Annotated in this window: 13 protein-coding genes and 1 pseudogene; 6 read left to right on the top strand and 8 right to left on the bottom strand. The window is 70.5% G+C overall.

The genetic code is table 11. From position 1 onward, the window contains the following. Positions 1–31 precede the first annotated feature (31 nt). The 3 genes and pseudogenes from ACT3CF_RS07545 to ACT3CF_RS07535 form a co-directional block, all read left to right on the top strand. Positions 32–3,103, top strand: a complete 3,072-nt coding sequence (locus tag ACT3CF_RS07545; RefSeq protein ID WP_478421634.1) for a TonB-dependent receptor domain-containing protein — start codon at positions 32–34, stop codon at positions 3,101–3,103. A gap of 115 nt (positions 3,104–3,218) precedes the next feature. Beyond that, positions 3,219–3,818, top strand: coding sequence for an RNA polymerase sigma factor (locus tag ACT3CF_RS07540; RefSeq protein ID WP_478421633.1), 600 nt, complete (start codon positions 3,219–3,221; stop codon positions 3,816–3,818). Continuing rightward, a pseudogene (locus tag ACT3CF_RS07535) lies at positions 3,778–4,389 on the top strand (FecR/PupR family sigma factor regulator); the annotation flags it as partial. The gene ACT3CF_RS07540 and the pseudogene ACT3CF_RS07535, both read left to right, overlap by 41 nt. Here the strand turns inward: ACT3CF_RS07535 and ACT3CF_RS07530 are convergent. Beyond that, positions 4,389–6,842 (bottom strand): M1 family metallopeptidase, encoded by a 2,454-nt coding sequence (locus ACT3CF_RS07530; RefSeq protein ID WP_478421632.1) that lies wholly within the window; start codon positions 6,840–6,842, stop codon positions 4,389–4,391. The pseudogene ACT3CF_RS07535 and the gene ACT3CF_RS07530 overlap by 1 nt on opposite strands. Positions 6,843–6,950: 108 nt before the next feature. Then, positions 6,951–7,979 (bottom strand): NAD-dependent epimerase/dehydratase family protein, encoded by a 1,029-nt coding sequence (locus ACT3CF_RS07525; RefSeq protein WP_478421631.1) that lies wholly within the window; start codon positions 7,977–7,979, stop codon positions 6,951–6,953. Positions 7,980–8,086: 107 nt separating this feature from the next. Here ACT3CF_RS07525 and ACT3CF_RS07520 point away from each other — a divergent pair, with 107 nt between their 5' ends. Then, positions 8,087–8,980, top strand: a complete 894-nt coding sequence (locus tag ACT3CF_RS07520; protein WP_478421630.1) for a LysR family transcriptional regulator — start codon at positions 8,087–8,089, stop codon at positions 8,978–8,980. Positions 8,981–9,092: 112 nt separating this feature from the next. On the opposite strand, the gene ACT3CF_RS07515 is transcribed toward ACT3CF_RS07520, so the two are convergent. The 4 genes from ACT3CF_RS07515 to ACT3CF_RS07500 form a co-directional block, all read right to left on the bottom strand. Beyond that, a complete protein-coding gene (locus tag ACT3CF_RS07515; protein WP_478421629.1) occupies positions 9,093–11,303 on the bottom strand; it encodes an alpha-galactosidase in 2,211 nt (736 codons plus the stop codon). A gap of 116 nt (positions 11,304–11,419) precedes the next feature. Next, complete coding sequence (locus ACT3CF_RS07510) at positions 11,420–13,834, bottom strand: penicillin acylase family protein (protein ID WP_478421628.1); 2,415 nt, start codon at positions 13,832–13,834, stop codon at positions 11,420–11,422. Between the two features lie 1,288 nt (positions 13,835–15,122). Then, the gene (locus ACT3CF_RS07505; protein ID WP_478421627.1) at positions 15,123–15,623 is read right to left on the bottom strand and encodes a hypothetical protein; all 501 of its coding nucleotides are present in this window, start codon (positions 15,621–15,623) and stop codon (positions 15,123–15,125) included. Positions 15,624–15,783: 160 nt separating this feature from the next. Then, complete coding sequence (locus ACT3CF_RS07500; RefSeq protein ID WP_478421626.1) at positions 15,784–16,245, bottom strand: hypothetical protein; 462 nt, start codon at positions 16,243–16,245, stop codon at positions 15,784–15,786. A gap of 353 nt (positions 16,246–16,598) precedes the next feature. Between ACT3CF_RS07500 and ACT3CF_RS07495 the strand changes: the two genes are divergently transcribed. After that, positions 16,599–16,868 (top strand): hypothetical protein, encoded by a 270-nt coding sequence (locus ACT3CF_RS07495; RefSeq protein ID WP_478421625.1) that lies wholly within the window; start codon positions 16,599–16,601, stop codon positions 16,866–16,868. Positions 16,869–17,153: 285 nt separating this feature from the next. Beyond that, positions 17,154–17,591: a YciI family protein gene (locus ACT3CF_RS07490; RefSeq protein WP_478421624.1), complete on the top strand. Its 438-nt coding sequence runs from the start codon at positions 17,154–17,156 to the stop codon at positions 17,589–17,591. A gap of 29 nt (positions 17,592–17,620) precedes the next feature. On the opposite strand, the gene ACT3CF_RS07485 is transcribed toward ACT3CF_RS07490, so the two are convergent. Further along, a complete protein-coding gene (locus ACT3CF_RS07485; RefSeq protein ID WP_478421623.1) occupies positions 17,621–18,109 on the bottom strand; it encodes a hypothetical protein in 489 nt (162 codons plus the stop codon). 268 nt (positions 18,110–18,377) lie between these two features. Then, a complete protein-coding gene (locus tag ACT3CF_RS07480) occupies positions 18,378–18,860 on the bottom strand; it encodes a hypothetical protein (RefSeq protein ID WP_478421622.1) in 483 nt (160 codons plus the stop codon). Positions 18,861–18,914: the final 54 nt, after the last annotated feature.

The raw sequence follows: 18,914 nt of genomic DNA, 5'->3' as shown, positions 1-18,914 counted from the left end.
GGGTCGCCAGTTTATTGCACAGGGACCAGCAATGCGCTTCCGAGCTCTCCAATCCGCCACCGCTCTGATTGTTCCGGTCTGCGCCGTCTGCGCACCGGCCGCCGCGCAGGCGCAGACGCATCGCTTCGACGTGGCGGCGCAGCCCGCGGCGGCGGGCATCCGGCAGTTCGCCCAGCAGGCCGATCTCCAGATCCTCGTGTCGGGCCGCGATGCCGACGGCGTGCGGACCAACGGCGTGCGCGGCACGCTCGACACCCGCGCCGCGCTCGATCAGTTGCTCGCGGGCACGGGGCTCAGCGTCAAGTCGAACGACGGCAAGGTCGTCGTCCTCGTCCGCGGCGACGAAACCGCGTCGGGCGAAACGATCGTCGTCACCGGCTCGCGCATCGCGCGTCCCGAACTCAGCTCGGCGATGCCGGTCAGCGTCGTCAGCATGGATCAGGCGAGCAGCCTCGGCCGCAACAGCGCCTATGACGCGCTGATGCGCGAACCCGCGATCGGGCCGGGGCTCGGGCTCGCCACCGCCTATGGCCAGTCGTGGGACGGCGGCATCGCGGCGGTGTCGCTGCGCAACCTCGGCACCAACCGCAGCCTGACGCTGATCGACGGGATGCGCCGCGTCTCGGGCTCGGCGCGCTCGTCGGCGGTCGACATCAACATGATCCCCGCCGCGATGATCGACCGGATCGAGGTCATCACTGGCGGCGCCGCGGCGATCTATGGCGCCGACGCCGTCACCGGCGCGGTCAACATCATCACCAAGCGCGACCTTACCGGGCTCAACATCTCGGCCGATGCGGGCGTGTCGCAATATGGCGACGGCGATCAGTACACGCTGTCGGTCTCGGCGGGCGGCGCCTTTGCCGAGGATCGCGGCCATATCGCGATCGGCGGCACCTATTCGAAGGTGTCGGCGATCAACGCGATGGACCGGCCCTTTGCGCGCCACCTCATCACCTTCCTCGGCAATCCAAAGAATACCAGCGCGCAGGACGGCATCCCCGACCGCTTCACGGCGTATGACAATCGCCAAGTCTATTACATGTACACGCCGACCTTCTACCTGAACGGCCAGTCCTGGGTGGTCGACGGCGGTGTGCCGCACGTCGCGCGCCCGGCCGACCGGCCCTCGACCACGGGCGAGTTCGCCGACGGCGACGGGGGCGAGGGGCGCAACCTCTACGACAACGACCAGCTTCGCGGCCCGCTCGAAAGCTATGCCTTCATCAGCCGCTTCGACTATGCCGTCACCAGCGACGTCAATTTCGGCGCGCGGCTCGACTATGGCCGTACCCAGTTCGACGGCAACGGCAATTACTGGCGCGACGACAGCCGCCGTTTCTGGTTCAGCGGCGCGGGCGGGTCGACCGCCTATCTCGACAATCCCTATCTGCCCGCCGCGGTGCGCAAGATCATGGTCGACAACGGCCTCACCGCGCTGTCGATCGACCGGGCCTATGCCAATTTCCCGATCGAGCAGGACCGCCACGATCGCGAAAGCTTCACCTTCTTCACCAATCTCAGCGGCGGCAGCGCCGATCGCGTGAAGTGGGAGGCCTATTTCCAATATGGCCGCACGCGCGACGACGTGGTCGGCGCGAACCTGCCCTATATGCCGCACTGGCTTGCCGCGCGCGATGTCGTCGCCGATCCGGTCAGCGGCCAGCCCGTCTGCCGCGATGCGGCCGCGCGCGCCGCGGGCTGCGTGCCGTTCGACATCTTCAGCACCGCGCCCGCCAGCCAGGCGCAGATCGCGTACATGCTGCACGACCGCCAGGAAAAGCGGATCAACACCCAGACGATCTACGGTGCCAGCCTCAACGGCCGGCTCGTGTCGCTGCCCTATGGCGACCTGTCGTTCGCGGTCGGCGCCGAACATCGCCGCGACGCGCTGCGCACCACCGACGATCCGCTCGCGCTCAACGGCGAGCTGACCTATGGCGGCTCGGACGCGCCCGCGCATCCGGAGCTCGACAAGTCGATCCGCGTGTCCGAGCTCTATGGCGAGCTGGTCGCCCCGCTGCTCCGCGGCGTGCGCTTTGCCGAGCGGCTCGAGGTCGAGGGCGCGTATCGCTATTCGGACTACAGCACCGTCGGCGGCACGCACACCTGGAAGCTGGGCGGCACCTGGGCGCCGGTGCGCGGGCTCACGCTGCGCGGCGTGCGGTCGCGCAGCGTGCGGACCCCCAATTTCGGTGAGCTCTATTCGCCGCAGAGCATCTCCTATGCCGGTTTCTTCGACGATCCCTGCTCGGCGGGCCTTTACGACCAGAACCCGACGCGGGCGGCCAATTGCCGCGCGCTCGGCATCGCGACGCCGCTTGCGCGCTATTCGGTGGGCACGGCGCGCACCACCGGCGGCAACCCCGACCTCAAGCCCGAAACCTCGGACAGCCTGACGCTCGGCGTGGTGCTTCAGCCGGCGTTCCTGCCCGGCTTCGATCTCACCGCCGATTACTGGGACATCGACATCCGCGATGTCATCACCCAGTTCAGCTACCTCAACATCATGAACCTGTGCGTCGACCTGCCGACGATCAACAACGTGTTCTGCCGCCAGGTCGATCGCGACGCGGCGGGCCACGCCACCGCGGTGCGCTCGTTCAACATCAACGCCTCGCGGATGAAGGCGCGCGGGATCGACTTCGGCGCGCGCTATCACCGCCGCGTCGGGCCGGGCACGCTCCACGTCGACTTCAAGGGCACCTATCTGCTGCGCCAGGTGGTCGAAACGACGCCGGGCATGGCGACCGGCGACGTCAAATATGACGGCGGCTATTCGGACCCGCGCTTCCGCGGCACGCTGTTCACCGGCTATGATCTCGGCCGCGTCAGCATCGGGCTCGACACGCGCTTCGTCAGCGCGACGACCTATGACGTCAATGCCCAGTCCAAGGAATCCTACGACAACAACAGCATCCCGGCGCGCGTCTACAACGATCTCAGCATCCGCTACGATCTGGGGCGGGGCATGAGCTTCGGGCTGGGCGTGAACAACCTGTTCAACGTCTATCCGCCCGCGCGGCCGGGCGTTTACGAAGGCTCGGTCTATTACGACAATATCGGCCGCTACGTTCACGCGAACGTGAAGGTCAAGCTGTGACGGATCGCGCCTGATGGGCGGGGTCGGGCGGGGCGGGGGCAACCCTTTCCCCGCCTTGCCACGTCCGTCGTCTATCATGCAGGGGTGTTTGCGCGTGATGCGAGAGCCGCTTGATATGCCCCCGGAAGAGCCTGCCGATCCGTCGCCCGGCGACCGCGATGCCGGTTTCGACGACCGCCTCGCCCGCTGGGTCGAGGCCGAGATCCTGCCGCACGAGGCGTTCGTGCGCCGATGGCTCGCGCGGCGCTGGGGCAATGCGGTCAACATCGACGATACGATCCAGGAGGCCTATTGCCGCATCGCCCAGCTCCGCTCGGTCGCGCACATCGCCAATGGCCGCTCCTATTTCTTCAAGACGGTCCAGTCGGTCGTGCTCAACGGCCTGCGCCGCGAAAAGGCCGACAATATCCGCTTCCTGACCGAGATCGACTGGCTCGAGGTGGTCGATGACCGCCCCTCGCCCGACCGCATGGTCGAATCGAGCCAGGAGCTCGAACGCGTCCAGCGGCTGCTCGGCGGGCTGTCGTCGATCTGCAGCCGCGTGATCGAGCTGCGCCGCATCCACGGCCTGTCGCAGCGCGAGACCGCCGCCGCGCTGGGCGTCAGCGAGCATGTGGTCGAGAACAACCTGGTGCGCGGGCTCCGCAAGATACTGGCCGCATTGACGGATCAGGATGCCCGCGCCTCCTTGGGAGAGGAGAGGGGCGATGACTGAGGCGACTGCCGCAAACCCCATCGACGAACAGGCGATGCGCTGGGCGGTCCGTCGCGCGCACGGCACGCTGACGCCCGACGACCAGGCCGCGCTCGCGCGCTGGCTCGATGCCGACGCGCGCCATCGCGGTGCCTATCTGCGCGCGCGCGCCGGGCTCCATGCGCTCGAACGCGCGGTGCTCGATCCGCGTCGCGCGGCGGCGCCGCGGCGGGCGGGGGGGCGCTGGGCGGCGCCGTCGCGTCGCTGGAGCGCGCGTATCGCCGCCGGTGCCGGGGCGCTCGCTGCGTGCGTCGCCGGGGCGCTGCTCCTCGTCGATGCCGATCCGTCGCGGCCGGCCGCGCGCACGCCCGCCGCGGCGACGGTCGCGGCGGCGGCGCCGCGGCGCCAGGATCTCGGCGACGGCTCGGTCGCCTGGGTCTCGCCCGGCGGGCAGATCCGCGTCCAGATGCTCGCCGATTCGCGCCGCATCACGCTGCTGCGCGGCGAGGCGCGCTTCGTCGTCGCGCCCGATCATCGCCGCCCCTTCGTCGTCCAGTCGGGGCGCGCCTTCGCGCAGGCGACGGGCACGATCTACACCGTTGCGCGCGCCGGGGCGCAGGGCGGCGCGGTCAGCGTCCAGCGCGGCAGCGTGCTCGTCTGGGCGGGCGACGAGCGCGACCAGGCGGTGCTGCTCCATGCCGGCGACCGGATGACGCTCGAACCGCACCCCGCCGTCGCGTCGTCGCCGGCCCCGGCGCCGCTGCCCTCGCCCGCGCTTGCCCAGTTCGCGTTCGACGACGTGCCGATCGCGACCGCGGTGCGCCGCTTCAACCGCGTCAACCGCGTCCGGATCCGCGTCGACGATCCCGCGATCGGCGCCGCGACCGTGGTCGGTCTGTTCCGCGCCAACGAACCCGAACGCTTCGCCGCAGCGGCGGCGGCGGTCGCGGGCGGCTGCGTCACGCATCGCGCCGACACGATCGTGATCGGCCCCTGCTGAACCCCCGCGGCGGCACGGCGCCGCGGGGGGGGGGGGGGGCGGGGACGGCAGCCCGCGCTCGCCGCCCGGCGGTCGTTGCACCGGTCGCGGTCGGGGATGCGGTGTTCGGGGTCCAGCGTCGCGCGCACCACGGTCTTGCCCGGCGCGATCGTGATCGTCGTCGCCGCCTGCCGGATCCAGCTTTCGGCGGGCAGGCGATAGTCGGTCCGGCTGCCGTCGGCAAAGGCGACGCGCAGCGTCACCGGCATCACCAGCCGGTCGCGGCTGGCGACGGTGATCGCGGTGCCCCGGGCGCGGTCGCCGCCCACCGGCGCGATCTTCTCCACCGCCAGGTCGAGCGTCCAGTTGTTCGCGTACCAGCCGCGCCACCACCAGCTCAGATCCTCGCCCGCCTCGCTTTCCATCGCGCGGAAGAAGTCGGCGGGTTTCGGATGCTTGAACGCCCAGGCGGCGGTGAAGCGGCGGAAGGCCGGGTCGAACCGCGCCGGCCCCAGGATCTCCTCGCGCAGCAGCTTCAGCCCCAGCGCCGATTTGAAATAGGTGACGGCGTGGCGGTATTTCTCGGTCACCGTGTCGGCGCGGCTCAGGATCGGCGGCGCCGCGGCATCGGCGAGCACCGGCAGGATCTCGTCCACCGGATTGCCGCCGCCGCGCGCGAACTCGCTGTCGCGCTTGGGGCCGTATTCGCCATGGTTGAAATCGTCCGATTCATACACGTCGATGAACGTGTTGAATCCCTCGTCCATCCACGCGTCGCGCCGCTCGTCGAAACCGACGATCATCGGATACCAGTTGTGGCCGATCTCGTGCGCGGTGATCCAGAACAGGTCCTTGCCCGCATCGTCGATCCCGTCGAACACGATGCCCGGATATTCCATCCCGCTCGCCGGCCCGGCGATGTTGATCGCGGCGGGCCAGGGATAGGGGAACCAGCGCTTCGAGAAATTCTCGACCGCGTCCTTCAGATATTCGGTCGATCGGCCCCAGCGATCGCGCCCCTGGCTCTCGGCGGGATAGAGCGACATCGCCAGCGCCGACTTGCCGTCGGGCAGGTTGATGCGCGCCGCGTCCCACGCGAACACCGGCGACGCGCTGAACGCCACGTCGCGCGTGTTCTTCATGCGGAAATGCCAGGTCAGCGTGCCGTCGCGCCGCGGCCGGCTGGCGGGGTCGGCGATTTCGGAGGGCGCGCGGATCATCACCGTCGCGTCGCTGGTGCGCGCCTTGTCCAGCCGCGCGCGCTGCGTGGCGGTCAGCACCGCTTCGGGGTTCACCAGCTCGCCCGATCCGGCGACCAGCATCGTGCTCGGCACCGTCACCCAGTAATCGAAGTCGCCATATTCGAGATAGAATTCCTGCGCGAGGTACGGCAGCGTGTCCCACCCGCGCACGTCGTCATACACCGCCATGCGCGGATACCATTGGGCAAGGTCATAGATCGGGCCGTCCTTGGCCTTGCCCCACGCCATGCGGCCGCCCCATTCGCCGGGGATGGTGAAATGATAGCGGATGCGCAACGTCACCGCCGCGCCCTTGCCGGCCAGCGGCGCGGGCAGGTCGACGCGCATCCGCGTGTCGTCGATCAGCGTGGCGACGGGGACGAACGCGCCCTTGCCGCTCGCCACCTCGACGCTGTCGATGACGAAACCCTCGGTCGATGCCGGCCGTGCGCGTCCGCCGGCATAGCCGCCGCGGCTGTCGGCGCGGTACAGGTTCTGGTCGAGCTGCAGCCACAGCACCGTCAGCGTGTCGGGGCTGTTGTTGGTGTACCGGATCTCCTCGGTCGCGCTGAGCGCCGGGCCGCCCTGTTCGTCCAGCGTGGCGTGGATGCGGTAATCGGCGCGGTTCTGCCAATAGGCGGGACCGGGCAGCCCGTTGGCCGAGCGATAGGCGTTGACCGGCTGCCCCATGTCGAACGGCGCAAAGGTCTCGCGCGGCGAATAGCCCTGCGCGACCGCGGCGGCCGGGAGCCCCCCCAGCATCAGCGCGGCGATGGCGCGGCGCACGATATGGCGCGCGCGCGAATGACGTTCCGAAAGCGACATGCGGATGAACTCCGGTTGTTGGCGACCCCCTTGCCCGACTCGGTCCGACGGGCGTTGCCCCAGCCTTAGCAAGCCCGACGCGCGCGGCGATAGCGTCGCCGTGCGCGCTCATGTCGTCGCTCCGGGACATCCGCGCGCCGCGCCCAGGCTGGTCAGCGTTGCCTGCACCGCCGCCGCCAGCGGGGTGTGCGGTTCGGCGCCCAGCCATGCCGCCAGCCGCGCATTGTCGAGGCGGAGCGGTCGTTGCCACAGGTACCGCATCTCCATCAGCTCGCGCGGCGTCGTGGCGAACAGGCTCGCCAGCCGCAATTGCCACCATGGCAGCCGCCGGATCGGGACGGCCGGGGCGCCGAGCGCGGTCGCGATCGCCGACACCATCTGCGTGCCGTCGGCATCCCAATGCCCGTCCATGTGAAAGCGCGCGAAGTCGGGAAGGGGCGGTCCCTCGATCAGTCTTGCCATCGTCTCGGCGACGTCGGGCAGGTACGCCCATTGGTGGCCGATGCCCGGCCTGCCGGGGTTGCGGATCACCCGCGGCCGCGCGCCGGGCGCGATCAGCGCCTGCGCGAACCAGTTGTTCGCGGCGCCGGGGCCGAAATAATCGCCCGCGCGGACGATCAGCACCCGTGCGTGCCCCGCGGCGGCGGCGTCCTCCAGCCGCCGTTCCAGCATCACGCGGATCGCGCCCTTGCGCGTCGCCGGCTGCTGGGGCGCCGTCTCCCCGATCGGCCCGGCCATGTCGGGGGCATAGTTGTAGACGGTGCCCGGCAGGAGGATGCGCGCGCCCGTGTCGCGCGCTGCGGCCAGGCTGTTGTCGAGCATCGGCAGCACCAGCCGGTCCCAGTCGCGATAACCCGGCGGATTGACCGCATGAACGATCAGCGTCGCGCCCCGTGCGGCGGCGCGCACCGCGCCCGCGTCCATCGCGTCGCCTTCGATCGCCTCGCATGTTGGCGCCAGCGCCGCGGGCCGCCGCGTCAGCGCGCGGACGCGCCATCCGCCGGCGCGCAGCCGCCGCAGCATCGCGCCGCCGATCCCGCCGGTCGCGCCCAGTATCAACGCCGTCCGTTCCGCCGTCGTCCGTTCCGCCGTCGTCCGTTCCGTCGCCGTCCGTTCCGTTGCCGTCGGTTCCGTCATCGCTGGTTCCGTCATCGTCGCCTCCATCCGTTCGATGGGGACGCAAATGCGGCGCTGTCAGATCAACGGAAATTGCCGAAATGGGAATATCGGCTATACGTATTTCGATGAGCAGCTCGCCCAGTTGGGACGTCTATCGCAGTTTCGCCGTGGTGCTGCGCGAAGGGTCGTTGTCGGCCGCCGCCCGGCGGCTCGGGCTGACCCAGCCCAGCATCGCGCGCCACATCGACGCGCTCGAGGCCGCGCTGGGCGGCGCGCTGTTCGTGCGGACGCCGCGCGGCCTGTCGCCTACCGACCGGGCCGAGGCGCTGCGCCCGCATGCCGACGCGCTCGTCGCCGCGGCCGAGGCGTTGCAGCGCACCGGAACCGGGCGCCCCGACGCGGTTCAGGGCGTGGTCCGGATCAGCGCCAGCCAGGCGGTCGGCGTCATGCACCTTCCGCCCATCCTCACCGGGCTGCGCCGCGCGCATCCCGGCCTGGTGATCGAACTGGTCCTTTCCGACGCGGTCGACGACCTGCTTCAGCGGCGCGCCGACATTGCGGTGCGGATGGTCGAACCCGCGCAACAGGCGCTCGTCGCGCGGCGGGTGGGGACGTTTCCGATCGGCTTCCACGCGCATCGCGACTATCTGGCCCGCCGCGGCACGCCGGCGTCGCTCGACGAACTGCGCGGCCACGACCTGATCGGCTTCGATCAGGAAACCCCCTTCATCCGCGCGGCGATGCGTCACCTGCCGGGGATCGACCGCTCGTGGTTCGCGCTGCGCGTCGACGGCGACGCCGCGCATTTCGCGGCGATCCGCGCCGGGTTCGGCATCGGCATCTGCCAGACGGCGATCGCCGCGCGCTATCCGGCGCTCGTCCGCGTGCTGCCGGACGCGCTCGACCTTGCGCTGTCGGCCTGGATCGTCATGCATGAGGATCTGCGCCACGGCGCGCGCTACCGCACCGTGTTCGACGCGCTGGTACGGGGGCTCGGCGCCGTCGCGACGCCGGGCTGATCGCGGCGCGGAACCTTCGCCCGCCGCCGGTCGGCACGGTTGCCGCGGGGGTGTTCGCAAGGGGCGACGACACCTTGCCGCGGCGCGGGCCGGGCGGGGCGCGCGCGCCCGCTCACCCCCCGACGCGCGTCAGGATGAATCCCATGCCCTGAAAGTCGCCGCGCAGCGTCACGTCGACGCCGTGGTGCATCCAATAGGCGCCGCTCGCGCGTTCGGGGACGGTGGCGGGCAGCGGCTGGCCGTCCATCGTCTCGATGCGATAATGCGCCGCGGCGTCGAGCCCGCGCAGCGCGATCGCCGCCATCGTGTCGAGCTTGTGCGTCGATCCGACGAGCGTGAACAGCGCCGCCTGGCGCCGGTCGGGCGCGACGTACAGCGTCGTCCAGCGCGCGTCGGCGTCGCCCGGCCGGTTGAGCCGATAGAGCGCCCCCGTCTGCACCGTCGTGCGGATGCGCTTGTAGGTGTCGATATAGCGCCGCGCGATCGCGAACTCGTTGTCGCCCCACCTGGTCAGGTTGGTGCCGATGCCCAGCCCGCCCTGCATCGCCGACAGGAACCGGAAGCCCAGCGTCGTGCGCCGTCCGTTGACCCAGTTGGGGCTGTCGGTCACCCACGCCATCATCGCGGCGGGGGTATAGGCCTGGCTATAGCCGTCCTGGATCTCCAGCCGGTCGAGCGGGTCGCTATTGTCCGACGGCCACACCTGGTCGGTGCGCGCCATGATGCCCAGGTCGACGCGCCCGCCGCCGCCCGAACAGCTCTCGATCTCGACGCCCGGATGGCGCCGCCGCAGTTCGTCGATGATCCAGTAGAGGTTGCGGACATAGGCGACGTACAGCGTCTGCTGGTCGGCGACGTCGGCGTCGGGCCAGCCCGGCTCGGACCAGTTGCGGTTATAGTCCCATTTGAGGAAGGCGATGTCGTTGCCGCGCAACAGGTCGTCGAGCACCTTCAGCACATGGTCGCGCACGTCGGTGCGGGCAAGGTTGAGCACCAGCTGGTTGCGCCCCTGCGTCAGCGGGCGGCCCTGGAACTGCATCACCCATTCGGGGTGCTGGCGATACAGGTCGCTGTCGGGGTTGACCATCTCGGGCTCGACCCACAGCCCGAAATCCATGCCCAGCGCCTTGACCCGGTCGATCAGCGGCTTCAGCCCGTGCGGGAACTTGCTCGGGCTGACCTGCCAGTCGCCCAGTCCCGCGCGGTCGCTGTTGCGCGCGCCGAACCAGCCGTCGTCCATCACGAAACGCTCGACGCCCAGCGTCGCGGCGCGTTCGGCCAGCGCGATCTGCCGCGCCTCGCCGACGTCGAACCCGGTCGCTTCCCAACTGTTGTACAGCACCTTGCGCACCGGCACGCGCCCGTCGCGGCGCGGCAGCACATGGTCGCGCTGGAACCGGTGGAACAGCCGCGACGCGCCGCCCATGCCCTCGTCCGAATAGCCGGCATAGAGCGTCGGCGTCTCCAGCCGCATCCCCGGCTTCAGCCGATAGGCGAAATCGAACGGATTGTACCCGCCGACGATCCGCACGCGCCCGGTCACGTCCTGGTCGATCGTGATCCGCCACGATCCGCTCCACGCCAGCGCGCCGATCCAGGCGGGGCCGCTCTCCTCGGTCGTCGTCGCGCGCGTGATCGCGAACCACGGATTGTTCTGGCTGCCGGTCGATCCGCGCCGGCTTTCCAGCACGGTCGCGCCCGCGCGCAGCGGGCGTTCCTGCCGCGTCCATTCGGCGGCCCAGCGCCCGGTCGAATAATGCAGCCGGTAATCCTGCGCGACGGGCAGCGTCAGCCCCGCGGCCGCCGCCTGGTCGATCCGCACGTCGGTGGGGCCGCCATTCTCGATCACCGCCGATCGCGCGACGACGCCGGTGTCGGGGTCGATGCGATAGTCGATCGTCACGCGCAGCGCGCGGTCGATGTCGCGCAGCGTGACGCGGATCGCGTCCTTCTCGATGCGGTGGTCCTGATAGACGAGCACCAGGTCGCGATTGCCGTCGGGCCAGGTCGCCTTCAGCGCGGGTTCGGCATACAGGCCGCCGCCCTGTCCGGCATATTCCTGCGGCACGACGTTGGTGACGACGTCGAAACCGCTGTGCCCGGTCAGCTCGGGCGCCGCCAGCGGGTCGTCCTCGCCCAGCCGCGCGCCCCAATAGACCGACTGGAGCATGTTGGCGGCGTTGATCCGAAAGGCATAGGTGACGCCGCCGCCGTCGAGCCGGAAGATCCGCGTCCGCGCGTCGAACCGCGCCTCGCCCCATGCCGTCCCCGGCACCAGCATCGCCGCCACGGCGAGCACCCCCAGCAATCGCGATCGGTTCATCGGCTCCCTCGTCCCGCCCCGCGCGGGTCCGCAGCGCGATAGTCCGCCGCCGCGCGTCGCGCCAGCCGTCCGCCGCCGCGCCGCCGTCGTCGCCGCTCTTTAGTCGTCGTCGCCCGTTAATCGTCGCCGCAGCGTGTCGGCGGGGGAACGATGTTGGTCACTGCCCGCCCCGGCGGCGTGCTGCCGGGGTGATAGGCGGGCAGGTCGCGCAGCGCCGCTTCGTCGATCAGGATCGGCCGGAACCGCCCTTCGGCATAAAGACGCGCCTGGTCGTCGAAATGCGGCGATTGCGGGTCGCCGCTCTCGCCGCCCACCGAAACGCCCCAGGCGCGCACGCGCGGCCCCATCTCGACGATCGCGACAAAGCTGTTGCCGCTCACGCCATATTGGCACTTGCCCCCGGCCGGGCGCACCGTCGCGAACGACGCGAGCGACCCGAAATTGCCCGACGCGAACGCCACCGGGATGCTCGGCGCGGCGTCGTCGAAATGCGGCGGGATGCGGTTGTCGATCCGCTGGAAGCGGTTGACGCGCCCCCACGCCACGCGCCAGCTCCCCCAGTCGCGCGTCAGCCGCGCCACCGCCTCGTCGAGCGCTGCGACGCGGTCGGCATCGGCGGTGCGCGTGTCGAGATAGGCAAAGATCGGCATCGTCGCCGCATTGGCCTTGGGCAGCTCGCGCCGCCACAGCGCCTCGGCCCAGGCGGCGGCGAGCGTCATCGCGGTCGATTCGAGCCCCCATTTGCGGTCCCAGCGGTCGAGCGCGGCGACCGGCTCGGCCAGCGTCGCGCGACGCGGATCGTCGGGGGGAAGCGCGTCGAACGCCCGCCGCAACCGCGGCAGTTGCGCCTCGAACAGCGGCAGCGCCGGGTCGAACGCCAGCGCGCGCAGCGTGTCGGGCGTCAGCGCGTCCGCCGCCGCCAGCAGCCGCGTCGCATGGATGCCGCGCGGGTTTTCGCCGAACTGGTCCATATAGCGCGGGAAATCGGCCGCGCGCGGGCTCGACGCGCCCGCCGCGCTCCACGGCGCGTTGTTGGTGTTGGCGATCCACCCGCTCTTCGGCGACACCAGCATCGGCAGCGTGTCGAGCCGGTGCAGCCCCTTCCAGTCGGTCGCCGGGTCGCTGCCGTCGACGGGGCGGCGATAATCGAACCGGTCGTCGCGCACCGGCACGAACTGCGGGTGGAGATAGGCGATGCTGCCGTCGGCGGCGGCGAGGATGGTGTTGTTCGACGAATTGGCGCGGCGTTCCGAAACGCGCACGAACGCGGCGATGCTGCGCGCCCGCGTGCGCAGATAGGATTGCTCCAGTGCGGCGAGCGGGCGCCACATCATCGCCGCCGCGATCATCCGGTCGCCCTCGCGCCGCACGATCGGGCCGTGATGCGTGAACAGCGCGGTCACGCGCCGCTCGGCCATGGCCCCGGTCGCGGTGCGATAGCGCAGCACGATCGCGCGCTCGCGCACCGGCCGCCATGCGTCGCCGTAACGATAGACGCGCTTGCCGTCGCGTTCGGCCACGGTCTCGGCGAACGCGTCGATATTGTCGACCCCGCTCGACGTGTGCATCCACGCGACGTGGCGGTTGAACCCCTGATAGACGAAGAACTGCCCCCAGGTGCTCGCGCCATAGACGTCGAGCCCGGCATCGCTCGTCACCTGCGCCTCCGACCGGAAATAGAAGGAGGTGTGCGGGTTGATGAGCAACAGCGCATGGCCGTCGCGCGTGCGCCCCGGCGCGACCGCGATGCCGTTCGATCCCTGCGGCTCGGGCATCACCGGCACGCCCGCCACGCCCGGCATCCCCGCCACGCCCGGCGCTGCCGCGCGCATCGCGACCTGCCCGCCCGCGTCGAGGCCATAGAGCGCGCCCAGCGGCGCCAGCTCGATCCCGCGCTCGATGTCGCCGCCGATGCTCCCCTCCGAAAAGGCAAGCGTCATCCACGGCTCGAACCGGGTGAGCACGCGCGGCTTCACCGCCGGGTGCGTCGCCAGATAGTGGTTGAGCCCCGCCGCCCACGCATCCATCAGCGCGCGCAGCCAGCCCGGCGCGCGGGCATAGTCGCGGCGCAGATCGGCCTCGTCGACATAGAGCCGCTGGCGCAGGTCCTGGCGCAGCGCGGTCTCGCCCTCGGCCTCGGCGAGCCGCCCCAGCGCGACCAGATAGTTGCGCTCGATCCGCGCGAAATCGTCCTCGGCCTGGGCATAGCTCATCCCGAACACCGCATCGGCGTCGCTCTTGCCGTGGATATGCGCGATGCCGTGCCCGTCGCGCCGGATCGTCACCCGCGCCGCCATCGCCCGCGCCGCCGCGGCATCGCCCGCCGCTGTGCCCGCCGCCGCTGCGCCCGCCGCCGTCCCGGCAGCACCCGCCGGCCGCGCCGCCGCGGGCGCGGTTCCGGCCAGCGCCAGCGCCGCCAGCAGCGCCGCGACGATCGGTGGTGCGCCCCGTTCCCCGCCGCGCGCCGATCGCCGCCGCGCGCCGCGTCCGTCCCGTTGCCGCACTGCCGTCCGCCCGCTGTCGCCGTTCATTCGCGTCCCCCTTCGCCTGCCGCCGCCCGACCCGATATGCGCGTTCGCACTCGCGGCGTCGACACGCAATGGCAAGGATTGCGGCACATTCACCGACACGCTGCCGCCTCATCCGCGACGAGCCCGGCCGTCCGGCCGCCGCCGCGCTCCTCCCCGTTCCGCCAACCCGCCTGCCTCGCCCCGCTGCGCCGTCCCCGACCGCCCGGCTTCGGCGGGTGAGGACGTGTCGACCTGTCGACGCGCCGTCGCCGCCCATCCGCGATCCGCATCGCCCGCCCGCCGTCCCGGAAACAGGTCGCGCGGCCGCCGATGAAGGCGCCGTTCACGCGCGGCCGCCGACAAGCTGCCCGGGCGACCGGCCCGCCCGGCTGCGCGATGGGCGCGCTGGCCTCGCCGCGTCGACCCTCGACGCCGCAGGTCGGGCGCTCGAATCGGATGCTTTCGCCGTTGCCGACGAGGCCCGCCACGGTCGATCGCACCGCGCCTTCGCGCAGGGGCCGATCCTTCTCCGCCGCGCGCAGGACGCCACCGTGACCGCGGGCGCAGGCCGGATATGTCGTGGTTCGGGGGGTTATGCTTTGCGTTCAGCGCAGCAAGGCGATGACGCCGCCGCGGTGCCGACTTGAAGGCAAGCCGGCGCCATTCTATCCTTTTCGCGAGGCCGCGCATCGAGGCTGCCGGCCGATAACCGGTTACGTTGCGGGCGTTGGCGCGGGGGGCGGCCTCACCGACGCAAGCGCGCCGGCGGTTGAACGTTCAGGGCATCGCCATTAGGATCGTCGGCGGAGCTGTGCATCGTGGCGCCGGGCCGATAACCCGGAACGCTCCGGGCGTTCCGCGCGGGGGCAGCTCCAACCGGCCGGACGGTGCCGCCGGACGTGCGGCAGGAAAGAGACGTCGTCGCACCCGTCGTGGCCGCGTTCGGCGACGGGCTTCGTCGCGACGGCATCTTCCATCACGGTCGTCGACATGGCGTGCCGCGCCGCTTGCCCCGGCGCGTCCCGCGAACGCTTGCATCGGTCCGCCGCCTGCGCCTGCATCGCACCTCGCCGCACCCGCCGGGAGGGCTGCCGGCACGCCCGCGCCCATGAACGGCATTGCGGACGGCCTGGATGCAGCAGTCTGCCGCTGTGACTTTCCCGATCGCGATGCTGCGGCCCGTCATCGACGGCGGTGATGTCGCCTGCGCGACGCCGAGCGCAGGGCATGGCACGGCCTCAGCCATTGGACCGATGACGACGACATTCCCGCCGCGCCGGCCGGCTTGTGCGCGATCGCCGTGCCGGGTTCACCCCGGCGGCGGCGGAACGGAGTCCCGGTCGATGCGCAGGCGAGCACATCGGTCTGCGCTCACAACGAACAGAAAACCGGCAAGCGCGCCGCCAAGCAAGTAGATCGGCGTGGTCGACGCGGAAAATCGCGTACCCGTCAACGCTGCCGCGAAGCCGCGTGACAAGGATATCGGCGCCCATGCAATAACCGCCGCCACCGCGACCACGCCGATTGCCATGCTGGCCGCATAGCGCGCGCCGGATGTGGTGGGGGGCATCCGTCCCAGCCCGAACTGGCCGGCCAGGAGCAGGCCGCCGATCATCAGCTTGACGGCCGGCCCGACATCGTCGGCAACCTTCCATGTGGTTGCGCCCAGCCGGGTCAATCCCGTTCCCAGCGCCGCTGCCGCCGGGGAAAGGCCAAGGAATGCGATCATCATGCTCGGCAGGAATATCGCCGTGACCCACGCGGTGACCCATGCCGCAAAAAAGCACCGAAGCGACACCGAAACCTCCACGCTTGCCCATCAACAGGCTTTTCAGGCTGCGAACACCTTGTCCGCCACCCGGCGCCGCCGCACAAGCGCCGTCGAGCCGCTCCCCCGCTTTCGTTCATCGGCGTCACCGGCAGCGCAGGGGCGGGGCCCCCCATCCCCCGGCCTTCACCCGCTCCACCGATCAGAAAGTCAGTGCCGGCGAAATTCGCACGGAGCCGTAAAGTTTGCAGGGGTTTCCGCCCGTTGTCGGCGGCAATGTCGCCCCCTTGAAGGTGATGATGCCGGTGGAGGCGTCGTATGCGCCGGTCAGGTTGCCGGCGCACTCACCCCCGAACACCCCGCTCACGATAACGCCGTTGATGGTAATCGTTCCCGGTGCAGTGCTGCTGACCGTATAGGGAAAACCGGAAAAGTAACTGGCCCCGCAAAGAATGCTGGTGACGGTGGCATTTCCCGAAGCATCGACTGAGCCGCCGCCGGTCAGGCTGCAACTCAACGGGACGGCCTTCGAGACGATGACCGGACCGCTGACGTTGGCGAGCGTGAACGGCCCGGTCGGCGAAAAGGTTTGCGCGGAGACCTGCGGAACGAGAAGCGCGACCGACGCTGCTATGGCGCCGGCGATCAGATTCTTGCCAAACATCCATCCTATCCTTTGCATCGTCCAGGGGCTGGCACCGCCACGATCGCGGTGCGCGCATCGCGCATAAAGCGGCTCGCGCCCAATGACGAAGACGCGCCTCGTCGAAGAGTGGGGGGACGGCTCCCCGGCCACACTTCGAACTCGGCGTGTAACGATTGCGGCAGACGAGACCGGGGACGTCGCTCTTCTTGGCCCTCCGATGGGATAGCTCCTCCGAAAAGGGGTGACCGGCGACGGCGATCACCCCGTCCAATCTATTCGCGCAATGCCGGTCGCCCGATCGGCTTGATGGTCGAACGGGAAACCGCGACAATGCTGCATGGCAATGCATCGGGGGGAACGGCATGAGGGCTATGTTCTGGCGCGTCGCGCATCGGCGCTGCTACGCCGGGCGGCCGTCGGTCGCGAAAGAAGCCGCAGCGTTCACATGGACGCTGTTCTTCATCCTTGTTTACGGCGGTGCCCTGCTTTCCGGATGGCGACCCGGCGTCCCGGAAGCGATCGTCGGCACCATTGTCGTCGGCGTCCCGCTGACGTTCGGGCTGGCGCATCGGCGCATCCGCCTCGAAGCCCGTAAAGGCTCGGATGCGCGCTTTCGCAAAGGCGTCGAAGCGAACGGATAGGTCACAGGGATCGCGCCGCGCGCCGTCCGCTCCATCCCGCTGCTATCCGCTCCATCCCCCGCCATCCGGCCCGTCACGCCGCCCCGCCGCATCCGCCACGCCCTCGCGGACTGCAAATGACTAGCAATAGCGTATCTTCCCGCCATCGCGCTCCCGCCACCTGCGAACCGTTCGCACCGCCTCCGCCCCGATCCGATGCTTGCGCGATTGTGCAGCCGCGCGCATCCTCGGCGCGTTGTCGCGGGGATGCCGCCGGCATCGGCGGCGCCGACGGGAGGATCGACGATGCGCGTGATCGTGTTCTTCAAGGCCAATGACGGCACCGAAGCCGGGCTCGACCCGACGCCCGAGGCACTGGCGACCTTTGCGGCGATGGACCGCTTTACCGACGAACTCGTCGCGGCGGGGGTGTTCGTCGCCGCCGCGGGGCTCCGTCCGAGCGCGGCTGGCAAGCGCGTCCGTTTCGACGGCGATCGGCGCGAGGTGATCGACGGCCCGTTCACGCCCGCGTCGGCGCTGGTCGCCGGTTTCGCGATCTGGCAGGTGCGCGACATGGACGAGGCGCTCGACTGGGCGCAGCGCTGCCCCAATCCCGGCACCGGCCATGCCGAGATCGAGATCCGACCCTTTTTCGAGGCGGCCGACCTCGCCGATTTCATCCCTGCCGACGAGGCCGCCGCGCCGCCGCGCGCGGGCGATCGCGGTCGGCTGGGCGTCGCCTGACGGTCGTTCGCGCCGCCGCCCGCGTCCGGTCAGAAGGTCAGCGCGGGCGTGACGCGCAGCTTGCCCGAAATCCGGCATGCGGCGCCGCCGGAGATCGACGGGATCGACGCGTTGGTGAAGGTGACGATCCCGAACACGGCGCTACAGCTGCCGGTCAGGTTGCCGAAGCAGCGGCCGGTGATCGCGGTCACCATCACGCCGTTGAGCGTCACCGTCGCGGCGGGCGCAGAGCCGGTCACCGCCACCGGCAGGCTCGTCACCGTCACCGACGGGCAAAGGCTCGCCGTCGGCGAAAAGGTCGCGCTCGTAACTGCCGCATTTCCCGACGCATCGACGATGCCGGTGCCCGACAGGTCGCATGTCAGCGTCAGTCCGGCGCTCACCGTGATCGGGGTGATGTTGGTAAAGCTGAACGGCCCCGCGGGTGAGAAAGCCTGCGCCGCCGCCGGTGCTGCCGCTGCCGAAAGCGCCGGTGACACGGCAATCGCTGCGGCGGCGATCCAGGTCGCGCGGATCATGCGTTCGTCTCCCTTGGATGCGGGGCGCGGCGCGGTCGGTGCGCCGGTTCGGCCTGCGCTCCGGATCGCGGCCTGCGGGCGGGCATGACCGCGCGCTCGAACAAAAAAGGCCCGGACAGGCGAGGGCCGGGGGCGCGCGCGCCGGGTCGCAAAGCGCGTGCGCCGCATGCCGGTCCCCGGTTGCCGCCCGGGCAAGGGGATCGAAGGGGAGCCGACGCCGGCCGGGTCGCGTGGGGGCGCAACCCGGCCGACGCCTGCATTCACGCGATCAGAAGGTCAGCGTCGGCGAAATCTTGACCTGACCGTTGATCGTGCACGGGCTGCCGCCCGAGGTCGACGGCAGCGTCGCGCCCGTGAAGGTGAGGATACCCGTCGACTGGTTGTAGCTGCCGGTCAGGTTGCCGGCGCAGTTGCCGGTGATCGCGGTCACCACCATGCCGTTGATCGTCACCGTGCTCGGCGACACGCCGCTCACCACATAGGGCGTGCCCGTGAAGGAGATGCTGCCGCAAATGTTCAGCGTGCCGCCGCTCAGCGCCAGGCTGGTGACGCTGGCGTTGCCCGAGGCATCGACCGAACCGCCGCCGCTCAGATTGCAGCTCAGCGTGATGCCCTTCTGCACCTTGATCGCGCCGCCGGTGTTGGCGAGCGTGAACGACCCGGTCGGCGAGAAGGTCTGCGCCGAGGCCTGCGGAACCAGAAACGCGGCCGACGCAGCCATGGCGCCGGCGATCAGGATCTTCTTGATCATGTTTCCTCTCCTTGGTGGTGCGGGGCGTCCTTATTGCTGCCCCGTCCTGGGGTC

It is taken from the genome of Sphingomonas chlorellae (assembly GCF_056485145.1).
The sequence above is the reverse complement of the archived record's forward strand: the minus strand, read 5'-3'. Positions and strand labels throughout refer to the sequence as shown.

Excerpts from the sequence above, each read along its gene's own strand:
- ACT3CF_RS07545 (WP_478421634.1), top strand. The coding sequence starts at position 32 with ATGCGCTTCCGAGCTCTCCAATCCGCCACCGCTCTGATTGTTCCGGTC.
- ACT3CF_RS07540 (WP_478421633.1), top strand. The coding sequence starts at position 3,219 with ATGCCCCCGGAAGAGCCTGCCGATCCGTCGCCCGGCGACCGCGATGCC.
- ACT3CF_RS07530 (WP_478421632.1), bottom strand. The coding sequence starts at position 6,842 with ATGTCGCTTTCGGAACGTCATTCGCGCGCGCGCCATATCGTGCGCCGC.
- ACT3CF_RS07525 (WP_478421631.1), bottom strand. The coding sequence starts at position 7,979 with ATGACGGAACCGACGGCAACGGAACGGACGGCGACGGAACGGACGACG.
- ACT3CF_RS07520 (WP_478421630.1), top strand. The coding sequence starts at position 8,087 with ATGAGCAGCTCGCCCAGTTGGGACGTCTATCGCAGTTTCGCCGTGGTG.
- ACT3CF_RS07515 (WP_478421629.1), bottom strand. The coding sequence starts at position 11,303 with ATGAACCGATCGCGATTGCTGGGGGTGCTCGCCGTGGCGGCGATGCTG.
- ACT3CF_RS07510 (WP_478421628.1), bottom strand. The coding sequence starts at position 13,834 with ATGAACGGCGACAGCGGGCGGACGGCAGTGCGGCAACGGGACGGACGC.
- ACT3CF_RS07500 (WP_478421626.1), bottom strand. The coding sequence starts at position 16,245 with ATGTTTGGCAAGAATCTGATCGCCGGCGCCATAGCAGCGTCGGTCGCG.
- ACT3CF_RS07495 (WP_478421625.1), top strand. The coding sequence starts at position 16,599 with ATGTTCTGGCGCGTCGCGCATCGGCGCTGCTACGCCGGGCGGCCGTCG.
- ACT3CF_RS07490 (WP_478421624.1), top strand. The coding sequence starts at position 17,154 with ATGCGCGTGATCGTGTTCTTCAAGGCCAATGACGGCACCGAAGCCGGG.
- ACT3CF_RS07485 (WP_478421623.1), bottom strand. The coding sequence starts at position 18,109 with ATGATCCGCGCGACCTGGATCGCCGCCGCAGCGATTGCCGTGTCACCG.
- ACT3CF_RS07480 (WP_478421622.1), bottom strand. The coding sequence starts at position 18,860 with ATGATCAAGAAGATCCTGATCGCCGGCGCCATGGCTGCGTCGGCCGCG.